The 15,545-nt window shown below is 73.6% G+C and carries 14 protein-coding genes; 8 read left to right on the plus strand and 6 right to left on the minus strand.

Annotated features, from left to right (window positions below; translation table 11 throughout):
* The first annotated feature begins 7 nt into the window (after nt 1–7).
* The 5 genes from IF47_RS0100990 to IF47_RS27360 all read left to right on the plus strand — a co-directional run bounded on the left by IF47_RS0100990 (nt 8) and on the right by IF47_RS27360 (nt 4,405).
* Nucleotides 8–940, plus strand: a complete 933-nt coding sequence (locus tag IF47_RS0100990; RefSeq protein ID WP_031505922.1) for an AurF N-oxygenase family protein — start codon at nt 8–10, stop codon at nt 938–940.
* Nucleotides 941–981: 41 nt separating this feature from the next.
* Nucleotides 982–1,695: a TetR/AcrR family transcriptional regulator gene (locus tag IF47_RS0100995; protein WP_031505924.1), complete on the plus strand. Its 714-nt coding sequence runs from the start codon at nt 982–984 to the stop codon at nt 1,693–1,695.
* A gap of 19 nt (nt 1,696–1,714) precedes the next feature.
* Nucleotides 1,715–2,014 (plus strand): hypothetical protein, encoded by a 300-nt coding sequence (locus IF47_RS0101000; RefSeq protein WP_031505925.1) that lies wholly within the window; start codon nt 1,715–1,717, stop codon nt 2,012–2,014.
* 283 nt (nt 2,015–2,297) lie between these two features.
* Nucleotides 2,298–3,563, plus strand: a complete 1,266-nt coding sequence (locus IF47_RS0101005) for a glycoside hydrolase family 64 protein (protein ID WP_031505926.1) — start codon at nt 2,298–2,300, stop codon at nt 3,561–3,563.
* 152 nt (nt 3,564–3,715) lie between these two features.
* Nucleotides 3,716–4,405, plus strand: a complete 690-nt coding sequence (locus IF47_RS27360) for a coiled-coil domain-containing protein (protein ID WP_157839903.1) — start codon at nt 3,716–3,718, stop codon at nt 4,403–4,405.
* A 41-nt stretch (nt 4,406–4,446) separates the two neighbouring features.
* On the opposite strand, the gene IF47_RS0101015 is transcribed toward IF47_RS27360, so the two are convergent.
* The 5 genes from IF47_RS0101015 to IF47_RS0101035 all read right to left on the minus strand — a co-directional run bounded on the left by IF47_RS0101015 (nt 4,447) and on the right by IF47_RS0101035 (nt 10,003).
* On the minus strand, nt 4,447–5,688 hold the full coding sequence (locus tag IF47_RS0101015; protein ID WP_031505929.1) for a styrene monooxygenase/indole monooxygenase family protein: 1,242 nt from the start codon (nt 5,686–5,688) through the stop codon (nt 4,447–4,449).
* A 95-nt stretch (nt 5,689–5,783) separates the two neighbouring features.
* Nucleotides 5,784–6,359 carry a GTP-binding protein gene (locus tag IF47_RS0101020; protein WP_051716807.1) on the minus strand — a complete coding sequence of 192 codons (576 nt, stop codon included), beginning with the start codon at nt 6,357–6,359 and terminating at the stop codon, nt 5,784–5,786.
* Between the two features lie 73 nt (nt 6,360–6,432).
* Nucleotides 6,433–6,822, minus strand: a complete 390-nt coding sequence (locus IF47_RS0101025; RefSeq protein ID WP_031505932.1) for a DUF742 domain-containing protein — start codon at nt 6,820–6,822, stop codon at nt 6,433–6,435.
* Complete coding sequence (locus tag IF47_RS0101030) at nt 6,819–7,331, minus strand: roadblock/LC7 domain-containing protein (protein ID WP_031505933.1); 513 nt, start codon at nt 7,329–7,331, stop codon at nt 6,819–6,821. Before IF47_RS0101030 ends, IF47_RS0101025 begins: the two co-directional genes overlap by 4 nt.
* The gene (locus IF47_RS0101035) at nt 7,328–10,003 is read right to left on the minus strand and encodes a sensor histidine kinase (RefSeq protein WP_051716742.1); all 2,676 of its coding nucleotides are present in this window, start codon (nt 10,001–10,003) and stop codon (nt 7,328–7,330) included. The genes IF47_RS0101030 and IF47_RS0101035 overlap by 4 nt, the downstream gene beginning before the upstream one ends.
* 396 nt (nt 10,004–10,399) lie before the next feature.
* On the opposite strand from IF47_RS0101035, the gene IF47_RS0101040 reads away from it, so the two are divergent.
* On the plus strand, nt 10,400–11,197 hold the full coding sequence (locus IF47_RS0101040) for a protein phosphatase 2C domain-containing protein (protein ID WP_031505936.1): 798 nt from the start codon (nt 10,400–10,402) through the stop codon (nt 11,195–11,197).
* Nucleotides 11,198–11,260: 63 nt separating this feature from the next.
* On the opposite strand, the gene lon is transcribed toward IF47_RS0101040, so the two are convergent.
* Nucleotides 11,261–13,789: an endopeptidase La gene (gene lon / locus IF47_RS0101045; RefSeq protein WP_031505937.1), complete on the minus strand. Its 2,529-nt coding sequence runs from the start codon at nt 13,787–13,789 to the stop codon at nt 11,261–11,263.
* Between the two features lie 222 nt (nt 13,790–14,011).
* Between lon and IF47_RS0101050 the strand changes: the two genes are divergently transcribed.
* Both IF47_RS0101050 and IF47_RS0101055 read left to right on the plus strand, forming a co-directional pair.
* Nucleotides 14,012–14,707, plus strand: a complete 696-nt coding sequence (locus tag IF47_RS0101050; RefSeq protein WP_031505939.1) for a spermidine synthase family protein — start codon at nt 14,012–14,014, stop codon at nt 14,705–14,707.
* 61 nt (nt 14,708–14,768) lie between these two features.
* The gene (locus IF47_RS0101055) at nt 14,769–15,536 is read left to right on the plus strand and encodes a response regulator transcription factor (protein ID WP_031505941.1); all 768 of its coding nucleotides are present in this window, start codon (nt 14,769–14,771) and stop codon (nt 15,534–15,536) included.
* The last annotated feature ends 9 nt before the right edge of the window (nt 15,537–15,545 follow it).

Below are 15,545 nucleotides of genomic sequence, written 5' to 3' on the forward strand. Positions count from 1 at the left end.
CCGTGCCATGACGACCGCGCCCGAAGCCGGACGGTTCCACGACGCCCTCGGCCCGCTCAGGGACCGCGAACAGGTGGCCGGGCGCCTCCTCGAATCATCGGCCAAGCACTCCTTCGACCCCGATCGGGAGCTGGACTGGGACGCCCCCTTCGAAGAGGGCAAGTGGTTCTGGCCTCCGGAGCTGGTCTCCCTCTACGACACCCCCCTGTGGCGGCGGATGTCACAGGAGCAGCGGATGGACCTGGCCCGCCACGAGGCCGCCTCGCTCGCCTCGCTCGGCATCTGGTTCGAGATCATCCTGATGCAGCTATTGGTGCGGCACATCTACGACAAGCCGCTGACCAGCGCGCACGTGCGCTACGCCCTCACCGAGATCGAGGACGAGTGCCGTCATTCGAAGATGTTCGCCCGCTTCATCCAGAAGGCGGGCACGCCGACGTACCCGGTCACACGGCTGCACCACAACCTCGCGCGGGTGCTCAAGACGGTCTCCACCACGCCCGGCTCGTTCGCCGCGACGCTCCTGGGCGAGGAGATCCTGGACTGGATGCAGCGGCTGACCTTCCCCGACGAGCGGGTCCAGCCGCTGGTGCGCGGCATCACCCGCATCCACGTCGTGGAGGAGGCCCGGCACGTGCGCTACGCACGCGAGGAGCTCCGCCGCCAGATGGCGAGCTGCCCGCGCTGGGAGGCGGAGCTGACCCGCCTCGGCTCCGGCGAGTCCGCTCGGACGATGTCCCTGTCCTTCGTCAACCCGCGGGTCTACACCGATGTCGGGCTCGACCGCCGCGAGGCGATCGCCCAGGCGAAGGCCAGCCCGCACCGTCGCGAGGTGATGCGAACGGCGGCCGGGAGGCTGACGGAGTTCCTGGACGAGATCGGGGTGCTGCGCGGTGTCGGCCGCAGACTCTGGGTGAGTTCGGGCCTGCTGGCTCCCTGACCGCGCCGGGTCCGCCGGGGCGGCGGCGGTACGCTGCGGGTATGACCGCCCCGGCGTACCGCAGGCTCACCGTGGAGGAGCGGCGCGGCCAGCTCATCACCACGGCGCTCGTCCTCTTCGCGCACAACGCGCCCGAGGACGTCTCCCTCGACGACGTCGCCGCCGCCGCGGGCGTCTCGCGTCCGTTGGTCTACCGCTACTTCCCCGGCGGCAAACAGCAGTTGTACGAGGCGGCGCTGGGCAGTGCCGCCGACGAGTTGCGGCAGTGCTTCGCCGAGCCGCAGACCGGGCCGCTCAGCCGCCGGCTCTCCCGGGCCCTGGACCGCTACCTGGCCTTCGTCGACGGGCACGACGCGGGGTTCGCCGCGCTCCTCCAGGGCGGCAGCGTCGCCGAGACGTCCCGGACGGACGCGATCGTGGACGGGGTGCGGCGGGCCGCGGCCGAGCAGATCCTGCTCCACCTCGGCGCGCGGGAACCCGGCCCGCGGCTGCGGATGATGGTGCGCACCTGGATCGCGGCGGTCGAGGCCGCCTCGCTGATCTGGCTCGACGAGGACAAGCAACCACCTCTGGAGGAGCTGCGCGACTGGCTGGTGGACCACTTCGTCGCCCTGTTGGCCGCCACCGCCTCCGTCGACCCGCAGACGGCGGAGGTCACCCGTGCCGCGCTGGCGTTGGAGCGCCCCGACGGTCCGGTGGGCCGGCTGGCCCGGCGCGTCGCCCCGGTGGTCGGCGACGCCGTCCACCTGATGTGAGGATCGCGAGGCGGGAACGGTGAGGAGCGAGGAGACGGCGTTCGTCGGCGGGCCGTTGGACGGGCGGGTGCTGCCCGTGCTGGTGGGCCCCACGGGGCGGCCGCCCAAGTACTACGAGATCCCCGTCCCCGATCCGCGCGGGGGCGAGCCGGTGGTGCACGTCTACCGGTTGGAGGCGGTCGCCGGGGCCGGACGGTTGGCCCTGCCGCGCGGCTGGCGGTACGCGTACCTGCCGGAGGGCAGGCCGAGGAGCGGTCCGAAGTGGCCGTGGGGCCGGGGCGGCAAGGGCGGTGGCGGTCGGGGGGCCACCGGCCGCTGAGTCCGGGGCGGCCCGTCCCGGCGCGGGGCTCGCGCGTGGGAACGGGCGGCGTTCCTTCGGGTGGTGACCGTGTACTGCCGTCAACTCGCCGGAGTCTTTCAGGAGTTGTAAGCGAACCTTAAATGAGAGCGCTCTCCGCTAAAGGTCTTGACCTTTGCGCGCCCTCTGACCACAGTGGCGACATCCGATCCCCACCCCCCCCCCTTTCGGGCGGCGATCGGATGCACGGCCCGCCTTGTCGTGCTCACGTCACTAGCCACGTCCCCCACAGGAGATCCCCACCGTGGTGTCCCGCAGAAGGTTCATCGGCCTGTCCGCCGCAGCCCTCTCCGCCCCCGTCATCGGCCACGCCGCGACCTCCACCGGCTTCGCCTCCGACACGGCCGACACGGCCCCGACCCTGCGCCTGGTCAACGACACCGGCCAGTCGACCGTGTTCGCCTACCTCCACGCCGACCACCCCGACGGCGGTCAGGGCTTCCTCAACCCCGCCACGGGCCGACTGGACCCGATCCCCAACCCGTCCGAGCGGATGCACGACCTGGGCGACTTCCTCGCCTCACGCCGGCTGCCGCTCGGCCAGGAGATCCGGCTGAACACCCACCTCACCGGCGCGCGGGTGTACTTCTCGCTCGGCGAGAGCGTGGTCTTCTACGCCAACCCCAACGCGGGAGGCGCCGCGGGCGCCCTCGTCCAGCCCTCGGCCGCCAACCCCTCCGACCCCTCGTACCGCACGGTCTGGGACTACTGCGAGTTCACCTACAACCCGAGCGGGATCTGGGGGAACATCACCTGCGTGGACGGTGTCGCCCTCCCGATCGCCCTCACCCTCGTCCCCGGCAGCGGCGCGACGCAGCACGTCGGCGGCATGCCCGTGGGCGGCACCGCCACCCTGGCGGCGCGGCTGAAGCAGGCCGGCGGCGACTGGGGCAGGTGCGCGCTGTACGACGGCGACCGACTGGTGCGGGTCTCCAGCCCGGCCAAGCTCCCGGGCCTGGGCACGGAGGTGTTCGCCGGGCACTACCGCTCCTACGTCGACGAGGTGTGGCACAAGTACCGCGCCGACGGCGGGACGGACCTGCGCGTCGAACTCGGCGACGTCTGGCCGGGGAAGACCGTGGTCGGCCGGACCCACGGCGACCGGCTGGTCTTCCAGGGCATCACCGACGGCTCCCCGGACTCCTTCCCCAAGCCCGGCACGGCCGGTTCCACCGCCGAGGCCGACATCTTCGGCTGCGACGGCTCCCTCCACGGGATCAACGCCACCCAGCAGGGCCGCATCGCCGCGGTGCTGGGCGCCGCGTTCTGCCGGACCACGCTGGTGAGCAACCCCTCCCAGCCCGACGCCACCTCCGGGGACTTCTACGTCCACGGCCCCCGGCACGAGTACGCGCGCCTGGTCCACGAGCTGGTGGCCGACGGCCGCGGCTACGCCTTCCCCTACGACGACGTCACCCCCACCCGGGAGAGCGACCTGGCGGGTGCGGTGATGTACACCGAACGGCCCTCCGACTGGGCGCTGACCGTCACGCTCAAGCGGCCCTCCTGACGGGACCGCGCGGAAGGACCGGATCACCCGGCCGGCGTGCCGGTTGCCGCGATCGCCGCAACCGGGACGCCGGCCGGGAGGCCGCGGACGGCCCCGCGTGCCACGATCGCCGGGTACCCCCGCGAACGGCACGGAGGTGGAGGTGAGACGGCGTGTCCGGAGCACGGGGCCGTGCGCGGCTCCCACGGACGACGGTGCTCGCCGTGGCCGCCGTGCTGCTCGCCACGACGGTCTCCGCCGCGCCGCGGTCGCCCGCCGGCGCCGTCTCCCCGGGGGCATCCGTCGGGGAACCCGTCGGCGAGCTCCTCCTCCGACTGCGGGAGGCGCACCGGCGCAGCGAGGCGGCGACCGCGGCGTACCGCTCGACCGAGCGGGAGCTGACGGCGCAACGGGCCCGCGTCACCCGCTTCCAGAACCGGCTGGCCGACACCCGCGTCCGGCTGGACGAGGCGCGGGACGAGGCCGGAAGGGTCGCCCGGCAGCAGTACCGGGGCGCCGGGACCTTCCCGCCCCACCTGCGCCTGCTGCTCGGCCGCGACGCGCGGGACGTGCGGACGGCGTTCGAGTACGGGCGGGCCCTGGAGAGGATGGCGGCACGCCAACACGCCCTGGCCGAGCGGTTGGCCGCCGAGGAGAAGCGGCTGGCCGCCCTGGCGGTCCGGGCGCGCGGCGCCCTGGACCGGCAGCGGACGCTCACCGCCCGGTACGAGCGGCAGCGGAACACCGCCGGGCGGCGGCTGGCGGAGGTCCAGCGGCTGCTCGTCTCGCTCCCCGACGAGGAGTTGGACCGCCTGCGCCGTCCGGAGCGGGCGCCGGCGCCGGGACCGCCCGGCGGCTCGTGACGCTCAGGCCGCCGCAGGCGTCTCCGCCCGCTCGGGCGCGCTCAGGCGGAGGCGGTGAGACTCGCCAGGTATGCCTCCGCCTTCTCCGGGTCGAAGAACCAGTTCTCCAGGTCGGACGGGTCGCTGAAGCAGTTGGCGAAGCGGTCCGCCAGCTCCTGGTGCTCCATGCCCGCGCCGATCAGCTTCAGGACGTGCTCCGGCGGCGGCGCCAGCAGTCCGTTCGACCACATGGTGACGTGCCGGGCCGCCTTCTCCCAGAAGAGGTCGAACGTGGCCTGCATCCACTCCTCGTCGAACGGCCCGTCGCCGCGCTCCAGGATCGAGTCCAGGTAGATGGCGGCGCACTTGGAGGCGGTGTTGGAGCCCTGCCCCGTGATCGGGTCGTTGGCCACCACCACGTCGGCCACGCCCAGGACCGCGCCGCCCGAGGGCAGCCGCCCGATCGGCTTGCGGACGGTCGGCGGGTAGCGGCCGGCGAGCGTGCCGCCCGCGTCGGTCAGCTCGACCTTGCGGGCCCGCTCGTACTCCCAGGGCGTGAAGCGCTTCATCAGCTCCAGCGTGAGGGCCAGGTGCTCGGCGGGGTCCTTGACTCCCTGGAAGACGTCCAGCGGACCGCCGGGGACGCCTTCCCAGAACAGGATGTCGCAGGCCCCGGACATGGTGTAGCCGGGGATCATGAACAGCTCGCCGACGCCCGGCACCAGGTTGAAGCGGACCGCCAGGGTGTCGGGGTGCTCCGGGCGGCGCTCCAGGCCGTGCACGTAGGACACCGCCAGCGCGCGCTGCGGCTTGTCGTACGGGGAGCGCGCGGCGTCGCGCTCGAACATCGACACCAGCTCGCCCTTGCCCGCCGCGACGAGCACCAGGTCGTAGGTGCGGGCGAAGAAGTCCAGGTCGGAGACCGTCGCGCCGTGGACGACCAGTTGGCCGCCGCGCTGGGCGAAGGTCTCCAGCCACCCCGCCATCTTCAGGCGCTGGTCGATGGACTGCGCGTGGCCGTCGAGCCGGCCCAGCCAGTCGACGACGCGCGAACCGTCGGGGCCCGCCACCGAGACGCCCAGCCCCTCGGTCCGCGGGCTCTGGTTCTCCCAGAAGTTGATGCCCAGGTCGCGCTCGTGCTGGAGGGCCTGGTCGAACATGCACTGGGTGGACATGACCCGGCCGCCGCGAATCTCGTCCGCCGTGCGGTTGGACATCACGGTGACCTCGTAGCCGTGCGCCTGGAGGCCGAGCGCGAGCTGGAGGCCGGACTGGCCGGCTCCGACGATGAGTATCTTCCGCATGGCGGATCTCCCCTGGGGTGCCTGGGTGTGGTGGAACGGGTCCGACCAGAAGGCCCGCCCCCGGCCGGTTCCCCGGCCGGGGGCGGGCCTTCTGGTCAGGCGGGCGTGAGGTCCAGCGCGTGGCCGACGAGCGCCGTCAGCGAGTCCACGACCGTGTCCCTCTTGCGTGCGTCCATGACGAGGACGGGCACCCGGGCCGGGACGGACAGCGCCTCGCGCACGTCCTTCGGCTCGTAGTACGTCGTCCCCTCGAAGTGGTTGACGGCGACGATGTACGGCAGGCCGCAGCTCTCGAAGTAGTCGAGCGCCGGGAAGCAGTCCTCCAGCCGTCGGGTGTCGGCCATGACCACGGCGCCGATCGCGCCGCGCACCAGGTCGTCCCACATGAACCAGAACCGCCGCTGGCCGGGGGTGCCGAACAGGTAGAGCACCAGGTCGGTGTCGAGGGTGATGCGGCCGAAGTCCATGGCGACCGTGGTCGTGGTCTTCTCCGGGGTGGCGGTGAGGTCGTCGGTCCCCTCGCTCGCCTGGGTCATCACCGCTTCGGTGGTCAGCGGTTCGATCTCGGAGACCGAGCCGACGAAGGTCGTCTTGCCCACGCCGAAGCCCCCCGCCACCACGATCTTGACGGAGATCGGGGCACGGCCGCGTTCCCCCCGTGGGAGGAACACCCCCTCGGCGGTCTCTTCGGCGTTCTCCCCGGCGTTCCTCCCGGGGCCTTTCACGGTGGTGTCTCCCGTGGTGTCAGAGCCTGCGAAGTCCACCCAACACCCTTTCCAGCAGTGCACGGTCGGGACGGTCGTTGTCGTATCCGGTGCCGTAGACCCGGATGCGTCCCTGGTCGGCGAGGTCGCTGAGCAGCACGCGCACCACGCCCAGCGGCATCCGCAGCCGGGCGGCGATCTCGGCGACCGACCGGATCCTGCGGCACAGTTCGACGATGGCCCTCATCTCGGGCATCACGCGGTCGCGCAGGCCCCCCGAGGCCGGCTCGCGGTGCTCCTCGGGCGCCTCGATGGCGCCGACGAGGGTCTCCACCAGCAGGACGTGACCGAAGCGGGTGCGCCCGCCGGTCAGGGAGTACGGGCGTACCCGCGCGGGTTTGCGCACGGGCAGGGAGCTGCCGGAAGTCACTGGCCCTTCTCCTCCATCGACGCGCGCAGTTCGGTGCGGAGCTCGGGGGTGAGGACGTGCCCGGCCCGGCCGACGAAGAGGGCCATGTGGTAGGCGACGACGCTCATGTCGCAGTCGGGCGCGGCGTGGACGCCGAGCAGCGAGCCGTCACTGATCGACATCACGAACAGGCTGCCCTCGTCCATCGCGACCATGGTCTGCTTGACGGGGCCGCCGTCCATCAGCTTCGCGGCGCCCTGGGTCAGGGAGCCCACTCCGGAGACGATGGTCGCCAGGTCGGCGCTGGAGCCCCGGGGGCCGTTCTCCGCCCGCTTCCCGCCTCCCTCGTGGGACCGGTCCCCTTCGGACTCAGCGGTTCCGTCCGGGTCGTAGGACAGCAGGAGCAGCCCGTCGGAGGACACCACGGCGACGGACCGTACGCCGGGGACCTCGTCGACCAACTTGGCCAGCAGCCAGTGCAGGTTGCGTGCTTCCTTGCTGGGCGTGTGTGCGGTGGTGGGCGCGTTCACTTCCGTGCCTCCTCAACGGTGCCCCCGGTGCCGGTCGTCTTCTCCCGGTCGCTCTCCTCCTCGGCGATCTGGGCCTCCGCCGCGCGCAGACCCTCCCGGGCGCCCTGCTGGAAGCCGCCGAACCTCCGCCGCAGTTCCTCGGCCTTCAGGCCGCCCGTGCGGGGGCGGGGCACTCCGACGCCGGTGGGCACGTTCCGGGGCGTGCGCTTGGGGAGCCCCTTGGCGGTGAGGGGCCGCCCGGCGGGGGCGGTCTCCGGTGCGGGCTCCTCCTCCGCGACGGGGTCCGACGTCGGGGCCTCGTCCTCGGTCCGACCGTGCTCGGCGGGCTCGCCGGAGTCGGCGGACGCTGCGGACTCGGCGGTCCCGCTCCCCTCGGGGACCTCCTCCGCCTCGGCCGTCTCCTCGGGCTCGGCGTCCGCACCGGCCGCCGACTCCGGCGTGTCCGGCTCGTCGGCCGTCTTCCCCGACCGGCCCTCGCGGGACGGCAGCGTGTTGTCGTTGGCCTCGGCGACCGTGCCCGGCAGGGTCGGCGCCGTGCCCGCGGTGGCCTTCTTGGTCGCGCCCGGCATCGGACGGTCCGGCAGCAGGGCGCGCGGCAGGACGGCGACCGCGGCGATGCCCCCCTGCTTCTGCGCACGCAGCTCGACCTTGATCCCGTGCCGCGCGGCGAGCCGGGCCACCACGTACAGCCCCATGCCCAGCGTGCTGTCGTCCTCCGGCTCGCTCGGGCACGCCCCGGCGAGCTGGGCGTTGAGCTCGGCCAGCCGTTCGGGGGTGACGCCGATGCCCTCGTCCTGGACGGAGAGCATGATCTCGCCGTTCTCCGACTTCCGACCGGAGAGCCGTACCTGGACCTCCGGCGGGGAGAAGGCCATGGCGTTGTCGACGAGTTCGGCGATCAGGTGGCTGACGTCGTCGGCGGCGGGTCCGGCGACCTGGGCGTGCGGCGGCAGCCCGGTCAGCTCCACCCGCTCGTAGCGGTCGATCTCGCTGATCGCGGCGCGCAGCACGTCCAGCAGCGGCACCGGCTCCACCTGGCCGGTGGCGTGCTCGGCGCCGGCCAGGAGCAGCAGGTTCTCGCTGTGGCGGCGCATCCGGGTGGCGAGGTGGTCGAGCTTGAAGAGGGTGGCGAGCCGCTCCGGCTCCTTCTCCTCGTTCTCCATGGCCTCGATGACGGCGAGCTGCCGCTCCACCAGGCCCAGGGTGCGCAGCGCGAGGTGGATGAACGTGCCGTTCGAGACGCCGTGCCCGCTCTCCGCCCCCTGCTTGAGGGACTCGATTTCGCGCAGCAGCCGCTTGCGTTCGGCGGCGAGTTCGACGGCCTTGGTCTCGGCCTCGCCGGCACGCTCGTGCAGCGCGACGGCGGCCTCCCGCATCCGGTTCACGGCGCGTACGACATCGGCGAACTCGTCGTTGCGCCCCTTGTACGCCACCGGCTCCTCGGCCACCGGGTCGGCGGCCACCCGTTCGCCGCCGCGCCGGAGGACGGCCAGCGGTCGGGTCATCGAGCGGGCGGTCTGCACGCTGATGCCGACCGTCAGCAGCAGGCAGACCCCGAGCAGGGCGATGCGCAGTTCCAGGGCGGTGAGGTCGTCGTCGCGCAGCTTCCTCAGCCGCTCCACCTCGGTGACGGCCAGTGAGGACTCCATGCTGCGCATGCGGTCCACGCGGGCGGTCAGCGCGGTCTCGACGCGGGCGCGGTTCAGGGACAGGTCGCGGGAGTCCAGCCGCGGCTGGTCGGTGAGGCGGGCGAGGTAGCGCTCGGCCAGGGTGACGTCGGCGCCGGTCACGGTCTTGTCGTAGGCGTCGCGGTCGGCGGCTCGGGCGGTCTGCTCGAAGTCGGCGAGGGCGGCCTGTTCGCGCAGGTGCGCCTGCTGACCCGCCGCGGTCAGCTCCGGCTGCGCGCCCCCGGCGGCGAGGGCGGCCAGCAGCAGTCCGCGGGTCGCGGACGCCTGCTCGACGGCGCGTCCGAGGTCGGGAAGGGCGTCGGCCGTCGCGTTCTCGGCCCGGCCGGGGAGGGCACGGGTGGTGGCTGCGGTGATGCCGCCGAGGGACCGGATGACCCGGCTGTACGCCTCGTGGGTCTCGGTGGCGTCGCTCCGCCCGGTCAGGGCCCGTTCGCGGATCTCGGGGAGCTCGTCCAGCAGCCGCCGTACGCCGGCGGGCGCGTCGGCGCGCAGTTCCTTGATCCGGCTGTCCACACGGGCGCGTTCCGTCTTGGAGAGCCCCTGGTCGGCCGGCTTCTCGTCGGCGGGCTCCTCGCCCGCCGGCCCCGGGTCGGCGAGTCCCTCGCCGCCGAGCCCGTTCTCGCCGAGTCCCTCGTCGCCGACGGCCCCGACCTCGGGAGTGTCCGCGGCGTCCGCGGCTCCCGCGGCGGCGGCACCGCGGATGACCGCGTCGCGTTCGTCGGCGAGGGCGTGGGAGAGGGAGACGGCGCGTCGGCCCAGGTCGGCGCGGTCGACCAGACGCTGGGCCTCCGTCAGATCACGGGAGGCGCCGGCCACTCCGGGCGCGCCCGCGGCGAGGACGGCGACGGCGCACAGGGTGACCGACACGAGCAGTCGGTTGCGCACCCTCGCCCTGCGCGCGGACGTGGAAACCGTGGAGGTCGCCGTGGAGACCGTGGTGTCCTGCTGGTTCTGCCGGCTGCCCCGGAGTCGCTTCTTCCCCACCCGCGCTCACAATCTCGTTCCGCCGTCCCGGACCCGACCGGAAGGCGACAGTCCAACGTGTGCGGCAAGGGACCGTACCGTGTCCGTCCGCGCCCACCTGCGGCGACCGACCTTTTCAGCGCCGCCGTGGGGGTGGAGCGGTTCCCTGTGCCGGGCCACTCGAAGGAGTGAACATCACCAGGGAGTTGCCGAACAACTTCGGTTCTGACGGGGATTTGACCACACGCCGGGCAAGGGATGGAAATTCCACGGGGGTTTTGGCAGGATGCCCGTCCGTCTTTTCGCGGAAGCTCCCATTCCGGTGGATCTCGCGCGGGGCCGCGGACCACTGCGGCGGCGCGTCCGCGTTCGACTCCCTCCGCCGTCCCGCGTCCTCCCTCCGGCAGACTGACGGGCATGCGGATCGAGATGGCGAGCGAGCCCGGCAGCCCGCGCGTCCCCAACGAGGACTACGCCTCGGTAGCCCTACCTGCGGCGGGGCGCGGTGGGGCGCTGGTGGTGCTGGACGGGGTGACCCCGCCCCCGGAGGACGTCGGCTGCGAGCACGACGTGCCCTGGTACGTGACCCGGCTCGGCGGAGCGCTGCTCGAACTGTCCGGTTCGCGAAGGGATCTGACACCGTCCCAGTGCCTCGCGGAGGCCATCGAGCGGACGGCCCGCGCACACGGTCCGCGCTGTGACCTTTCTCACGCCCGCACCCCGCAGGCGACCGTGGTGCTGGCGCGCTGGGACGAGTCGGCCGTCGAGTACCTGGTGCTCTCCGACTCCGCGCTGCTGGTGGAGGGCACGGACGGCTCGGTGACCCCCGTGCTCGACCCCCGACTGGACCGGCTGTGGCCCGCCGCGCGGGCACTGCCGCCGGTGGAGCGTGTCGCGTACCTGGAGGGTCTGCGCAACGCGGAGGGCGGCTTCTTCACGGCCGCCGCCGACCCCTCGGTGGCCCACCGCGCCGTGACCGGCACCGTGCCGCGGGAGGAGGTGCGCGCGCTGGCCGCGCTGAGCGACGGCGCCGGCCGCTGGACGGAGATCTTCCGCCTGGGCGACTGGGCCGCGCTGATGGCGGTGCTCCGCGCGGAGGGACCGCGGTCGCTCGTCGCGCGGGTGCGCGCCGCCGAGTCCGCCGACCGCGACGGGGCGACCTTCCCGCGCGGCAAGGTCCACGACGACGCGACGGCGGTGCTGGTGGAGTTCTGACCGTCCCCGACGGCCGGCGGCCCCACGGGGTGCGGGGCCGCCGGCGACGGATCGGCACGGCGCTCAGGCCGCGACGGGCAGCTCCGCCTCGGCCGGGGTCAGGGCCAGCTCCAGGACCTGGCGGACGTCGGAGACCGGGCGCACGTCCAGCTTCCGCAGCACCTCCTCGGGCACGTCGTCCAGATCCGGCTCGTTCCGCTTGGGGATGATCACCGTGGTGATCCCCGCCCGGTGCGCGGCCAGCAGCTTCTGCTTCACCCCGCCGATCGGCAGCACCCGTCCGGTCAGCGAGACCTCGCCGGTCATCGCCACGTCCGGGCGGACCTGACGGCCCGACAGCAGCGAGGCCAGCGCGGTGGTCATGGTGATGCCCGCGCTCGGGCCGTCCTTGGGCACCGCGCCCGCCGGCACGTGCAGGTGGACGCCGCGCTCCTTCAGGTCGCCGACCGGCAGCTCCAGTTCGGCGCCGCGCGAGCGCAGGTAGGAGAGCGCGATGTGCGCGGACTCCTTCATCACGTCGCCGAGCTGCCCGGTCAGCGTCAGCCCCGAGCCGCCCGTCTCCGGGTCCGCCAGCGACGCCTCGACGTACAGCACGTCGCCGCCCGCGCCGGTGACCGCCAGTCCGGTGGCCACGCCCGGCACCGCCGTGCGCCGCTCGGAGGGGTCCTGGGCGGACTCGGGGGTGTGGTGCGGGCGGCCGATCAGCGGGCGCAGGTCGTCCACGCCGACGGCGTACGGCAGGTCGCGCTCCCCCAGCTCGTGCCGGGTGGCGACCTTGCGCAGCACCCGGGCGACGGACCGCTCCAGGTCGCGCACGCCGGCCTCGCGGGTGTACTCCCCCGCCAGCTTGCGCAGCGCGGCCTCCTCGATCGTCACCTCGTCCGCCGTCAACCCGGCGAGTTCCCGCTGGCGGGGCACCAGGTGGTCGCGGGCGATGACGACCTTCTCGTCCTCGGTGTAGCCGTCGAGCCGCACCAGCTCCATGCGGTCCAGCAGCGGCTGCGGGATGGCCTCCAGGACGTTGGCGGTGGCGAGGAAGACGACGTCGGACAGGTCGAGCTCCACCTCCAGGTAGTGGTCCCGGAAGGTGTGGTTCTGGGCGGGGTCGAGGACCTCCAGCAGGGCGGCGGCCGGGTCGCCCCGGAAGTCGCTGCCCACCTTGTCGATCTCGTCGAGGAGGACGACCGGGTTCATCGAGCCGGCCTCCTTGACCGCCCGCACGATCCGCCCCGGCAGCGCGCCGACGTAGGTGCGCCGGTGGCCGCGGATCTCGGCCTCGTCGCGGACGCCGCCGAGCGCCACCCGCGCGAACCTCCGCCCCATGGCGCGGGCCACGCTCTCCCCGAGGGAGGTCTTGCCGACGCCGGGCGGGCCGACCAGGGCGAGCACCGCGCCGCCGGCCCGCCGTCCGCCGGCCCGCTCCCCGGCGTCGCCGTCCCGGCCCGACGGGGCCGTCCCCCGCTCGGCGCGGCGCTTGCGGACGGCCAGGTACTCGACGATGCGCTCCTTGACCTCCTCCAGCCCGGCGTGGTCGGCGTCCAGGACGGCGCGCGCGCCGGCGATGTCGTAGGCGTCCTCGGTCCGCTCGTTCCAGGGCATCTCCAGGACGGTGTCCAGCCAGGTGCGGATCCAGCCGCTCTCCGGGCTCTGGTCGGAGGCGCGCTCCAGCCGGTCGACCTCCTTGAGCGCGGCCTCGCGGACCTTCCCGGGGAGGTTCGCGGCCTCCACCCGGGCCCGGTAGTCGTCGCTCTCGTCGCCGCTCTCGCCGTTCAGCTCGGCCAACTCCTTGCGGACGGCCTCCAGTTGGCGGCGGAGCAGGAACTCGCGCTGCTGCTTGTCCACGCCCTCCTGGACGTCCTTGGCGATGGCCTCGGCGACGTCCTGCTCGGCGAGGTGGTCCCTGAGCCAGCCCGTCGCCAGTCTCAGCCGCTCCACCGGGTCGAGGGTCTCCAGCAGCCTCACCCGCTGCTCGGTGCCCAGGAACGGGCTGTAACCGGAGTTGTCGGCGAGCTGCCCGGCGTCGTCGATCTGCTGGACGCGGTCCACGACCTGCCAGGCGCCGCGCTTGCGCAGCCAGGTGGTGGCCAGCGCCTTGTACTCCCTGACCAGCTCGGCGACCGCGCCGGGGGCGGGGGCCGGGCCGTCGGGGCCGCCGGGGACCTCCTCGATCTCGGTGCCCTCCACCCACAGCGCGGCGCCCGGCCCGGTGGTGCCGGCGCCGATCCGCACCCGGCTCAGGCCGCGGATCAGCGCTCCGGGATCGCCGTCGGCGAGCCGTCCGACCTGTTCCACCCGGCCGAGCACGCCGATGCCCGCGTAGGTGCCGTCCACGCGCGGCACCAGCAGCACCCGCGGCTTCGCCCCCTTCTCGGGGGTCTTCTCCGGACGCTCACCGTTTCCCGTCGTTCCCGTCGTTCCAGTCGTTCCCGCCGCCGCGCTCTCGCCGTCCCTCCCCAGGGCGGACTGGGCGGCCTCCACCGCGGCCCGCACCTCGGAGTCGGACAGGTCCAGCGGCACCACCATGCCGGGCAGCACCACCTCGTTGTCCAGCGGCAGCACGGGCAGGGTGAGCGTTGTGGGCGACAGAGCCATGATCTCTCCCTCGGCAGGCAAATTGAGCTAAGAGGACTCAATGTCTTGTCAATGCCCGGCCGCGGGCGTGTGTTCCCGCGCACACGTTCGCCCTGAGCGATCGCCCCGTTCGACACATCCGCCGCACCGGGCGCACCGGGCGCACCGGACGCCGGCAGCGCCCTCCGGCGCCCCCGACGCCCCTCGTTTCCCTTCCTCCCACGTCACCGGCAGGATGGGCGCATGTCGTTCCTCCACGAGACAGCGGAACTCCCCCGGGTCCTGGACCGCCGCGAGGGTCCCCACGGCGAGGTGGTGCTGCGGCGACACGGGAAGCTGCTCCAGATCATCGCCAACGGCTGCTTCCTGATGGACACCTCCGACGGCCGCTCCGAGCGGCTGCTGGTCCGCGCCGCGCTGGAGGAGCTGGACGCCTCCGGCGTCCGCCCCGCGCCCGGTGTGCTGATCGGCGGGCTCGGCGTCGGTTTCTCCCTCGCCGAGGCGGTGGACGAGCCGCGCTGGGGACGGATCACCGTGGTCGAGCGGGAGGAGGCCGTCATCGACTGGCACCGCGACGGACCGCTGGCCGCCGTCTCCGCCGGGGCGTCGGCCGACCCGCGCGTGGAGATCCTCCACGCCGACCTGGCGGCGCACCTGGCGGCGGACGACGAGCCCTACGACGCGCTGTGCCTGGACGTCGACAACGGCCCCGACTGGACCGTCACCGAGGACAACGACTCGCTCTACTCCCCCGCCGGACTCGCCGCCTGCGCCCGACGGCTCACCCCGGGCGGGGTGCTCGCCGTGTGGTCCGCGCAACCGTCCCCGGCGTTCGAGGACGCCCTGCGCGATGCCGGTTTCGTCCGGGTGCGCACCGAAGAGATACCCGTCGCCCGAGGCGTCCCGGACGTGGTCCACCTCGCCACCCGACCGGCGTAGCGCGCCTCACGGCGGCCCTCTACGCTGCTCCCAGAAACCGAACAGCAGGGCTGAGGCGCGCATGGACCACAGGAACACGACGCAGACGCACGGCAGCGGCACCCCCACGGCGGCCACCCCGGGTGCCCAGCGCAGGGTTCTGGTCGTGGAGGACGACCCGACGATCACCGAGGCGCTCGCGGCGCGGTTGCGCGCCGAGGGCTTCCAGGTCAGGACGGCCGGGGACGGCCCGGCCGCGGTGGAGGCGGCCGAGGCGTGGCAGCCCGACCTGCTGGTGCTGGACGTGATGCTGCCGGGCTTCGACGGCCTGGAGGTGTGCCGCCGGGTGCAGGCCCAGCGGCCGGTGCCGGTGCTGATGCTCACCGCCCGCGACGACGAGACCGACATGCTGGTCGGCCTCGGGGTCGGCGCGGACGACTACATGACCAAGCCCTTCTCCATGCGGGAACTGGTCGCCCGGGTCCACGTGCTGCTGCGCCGCGTCGAGCGGGCCACGCTCGCCGCGACCTCGCCGCGCTCGGGCACCCTGCGGCTGGGCGAGCTGGAGATCGACCACGCCCAGCGTCGGGTGCGGGTCTCGGGCCGGGACGTCCACCTCACCCCGACCGAGTTCGACCTGCTGGTCTGCCTGGCCAACTCGCCGCGCGCGGTGCTCTCGCGCGAGCAGCTCCTGGCCGAGGTGTGGGACTGGGCGGACGCCTCGGGCACGCGCACGGTCGACAGCCACATCAAGGCACTGCGCCGGAAGATAGGCGCGGAGCGGATACGCACCGTCCACGGTGTCGGTTACGCCCTGGAGGCCCCCGCGCCGGCCTCCGACTGGGCCTGAGCGGGCCGG

This window comes from Streptomyces megasporus, from assembly GCF_000718985.1.
Classification (GTDB): domain Bacteria; phylum Actinomycetota; class Actinomycetes; order Streptomycetales; family Streptomycetaceae; genus Streptomyces; species Streptomyces megasporus.

What these genes read in the sequence shown, in the direction of transcription:
- IF47_RS0100995 (WP_031505924.1), top strand. Translation starts at nt 982, where the DNA reads ATGACCGCCCCGGCGTACCGCAGGCTCACCGTGGAGGAGCGGCGCGGC.
- IF47_RS0100990 (WP_031505922.1), top strand. Translation starts at nt 8, where the DNA reads ATGACGACCGCGCCCGAAGCCGGACGGTTCCACGACGCCCTCGGCCCG.
- IF47_RS0101055 (WP_031505941.1), top strand. Translation starts at nt 14,769, where the DNA reads ATGGACCACAGGAACACGACGCAGACGCACGGCAGCGGCACCCCCACG.
- IF47_RS0101015 (WP_031505929.1), bottom strand. Translation starts at nt 5,688, where the DNA reads ATGCGGAAGATACTCATCGTCGGAGCCGGCCAGTCCGGCCTCCAGCTC.
- lon (WP_031505937.1), bottom strand. Translation starts at nt 13,789, where the DNA reads ATGGCTCTGTCGCCCACAACGCTCACCCTGCCCGTGCTGCCGCTGGAC.
- IF47_RS0101040 (WP_031505936.1), top strand. Translation starts at nt 10,400, where the DNA reads ATGCGGATCGAGATGGCGAGCGAGCCCGGCAGCCCGCGCGTCCCCAAC.
- IF47_RS0101050 (WP_031505939.1), top strand. Translation starts at nt 14,012, where the DNA reads ATGTCGTTCCTCCACGAGACAGCGGAACTCCCCCGGGTCCTGGACCGC.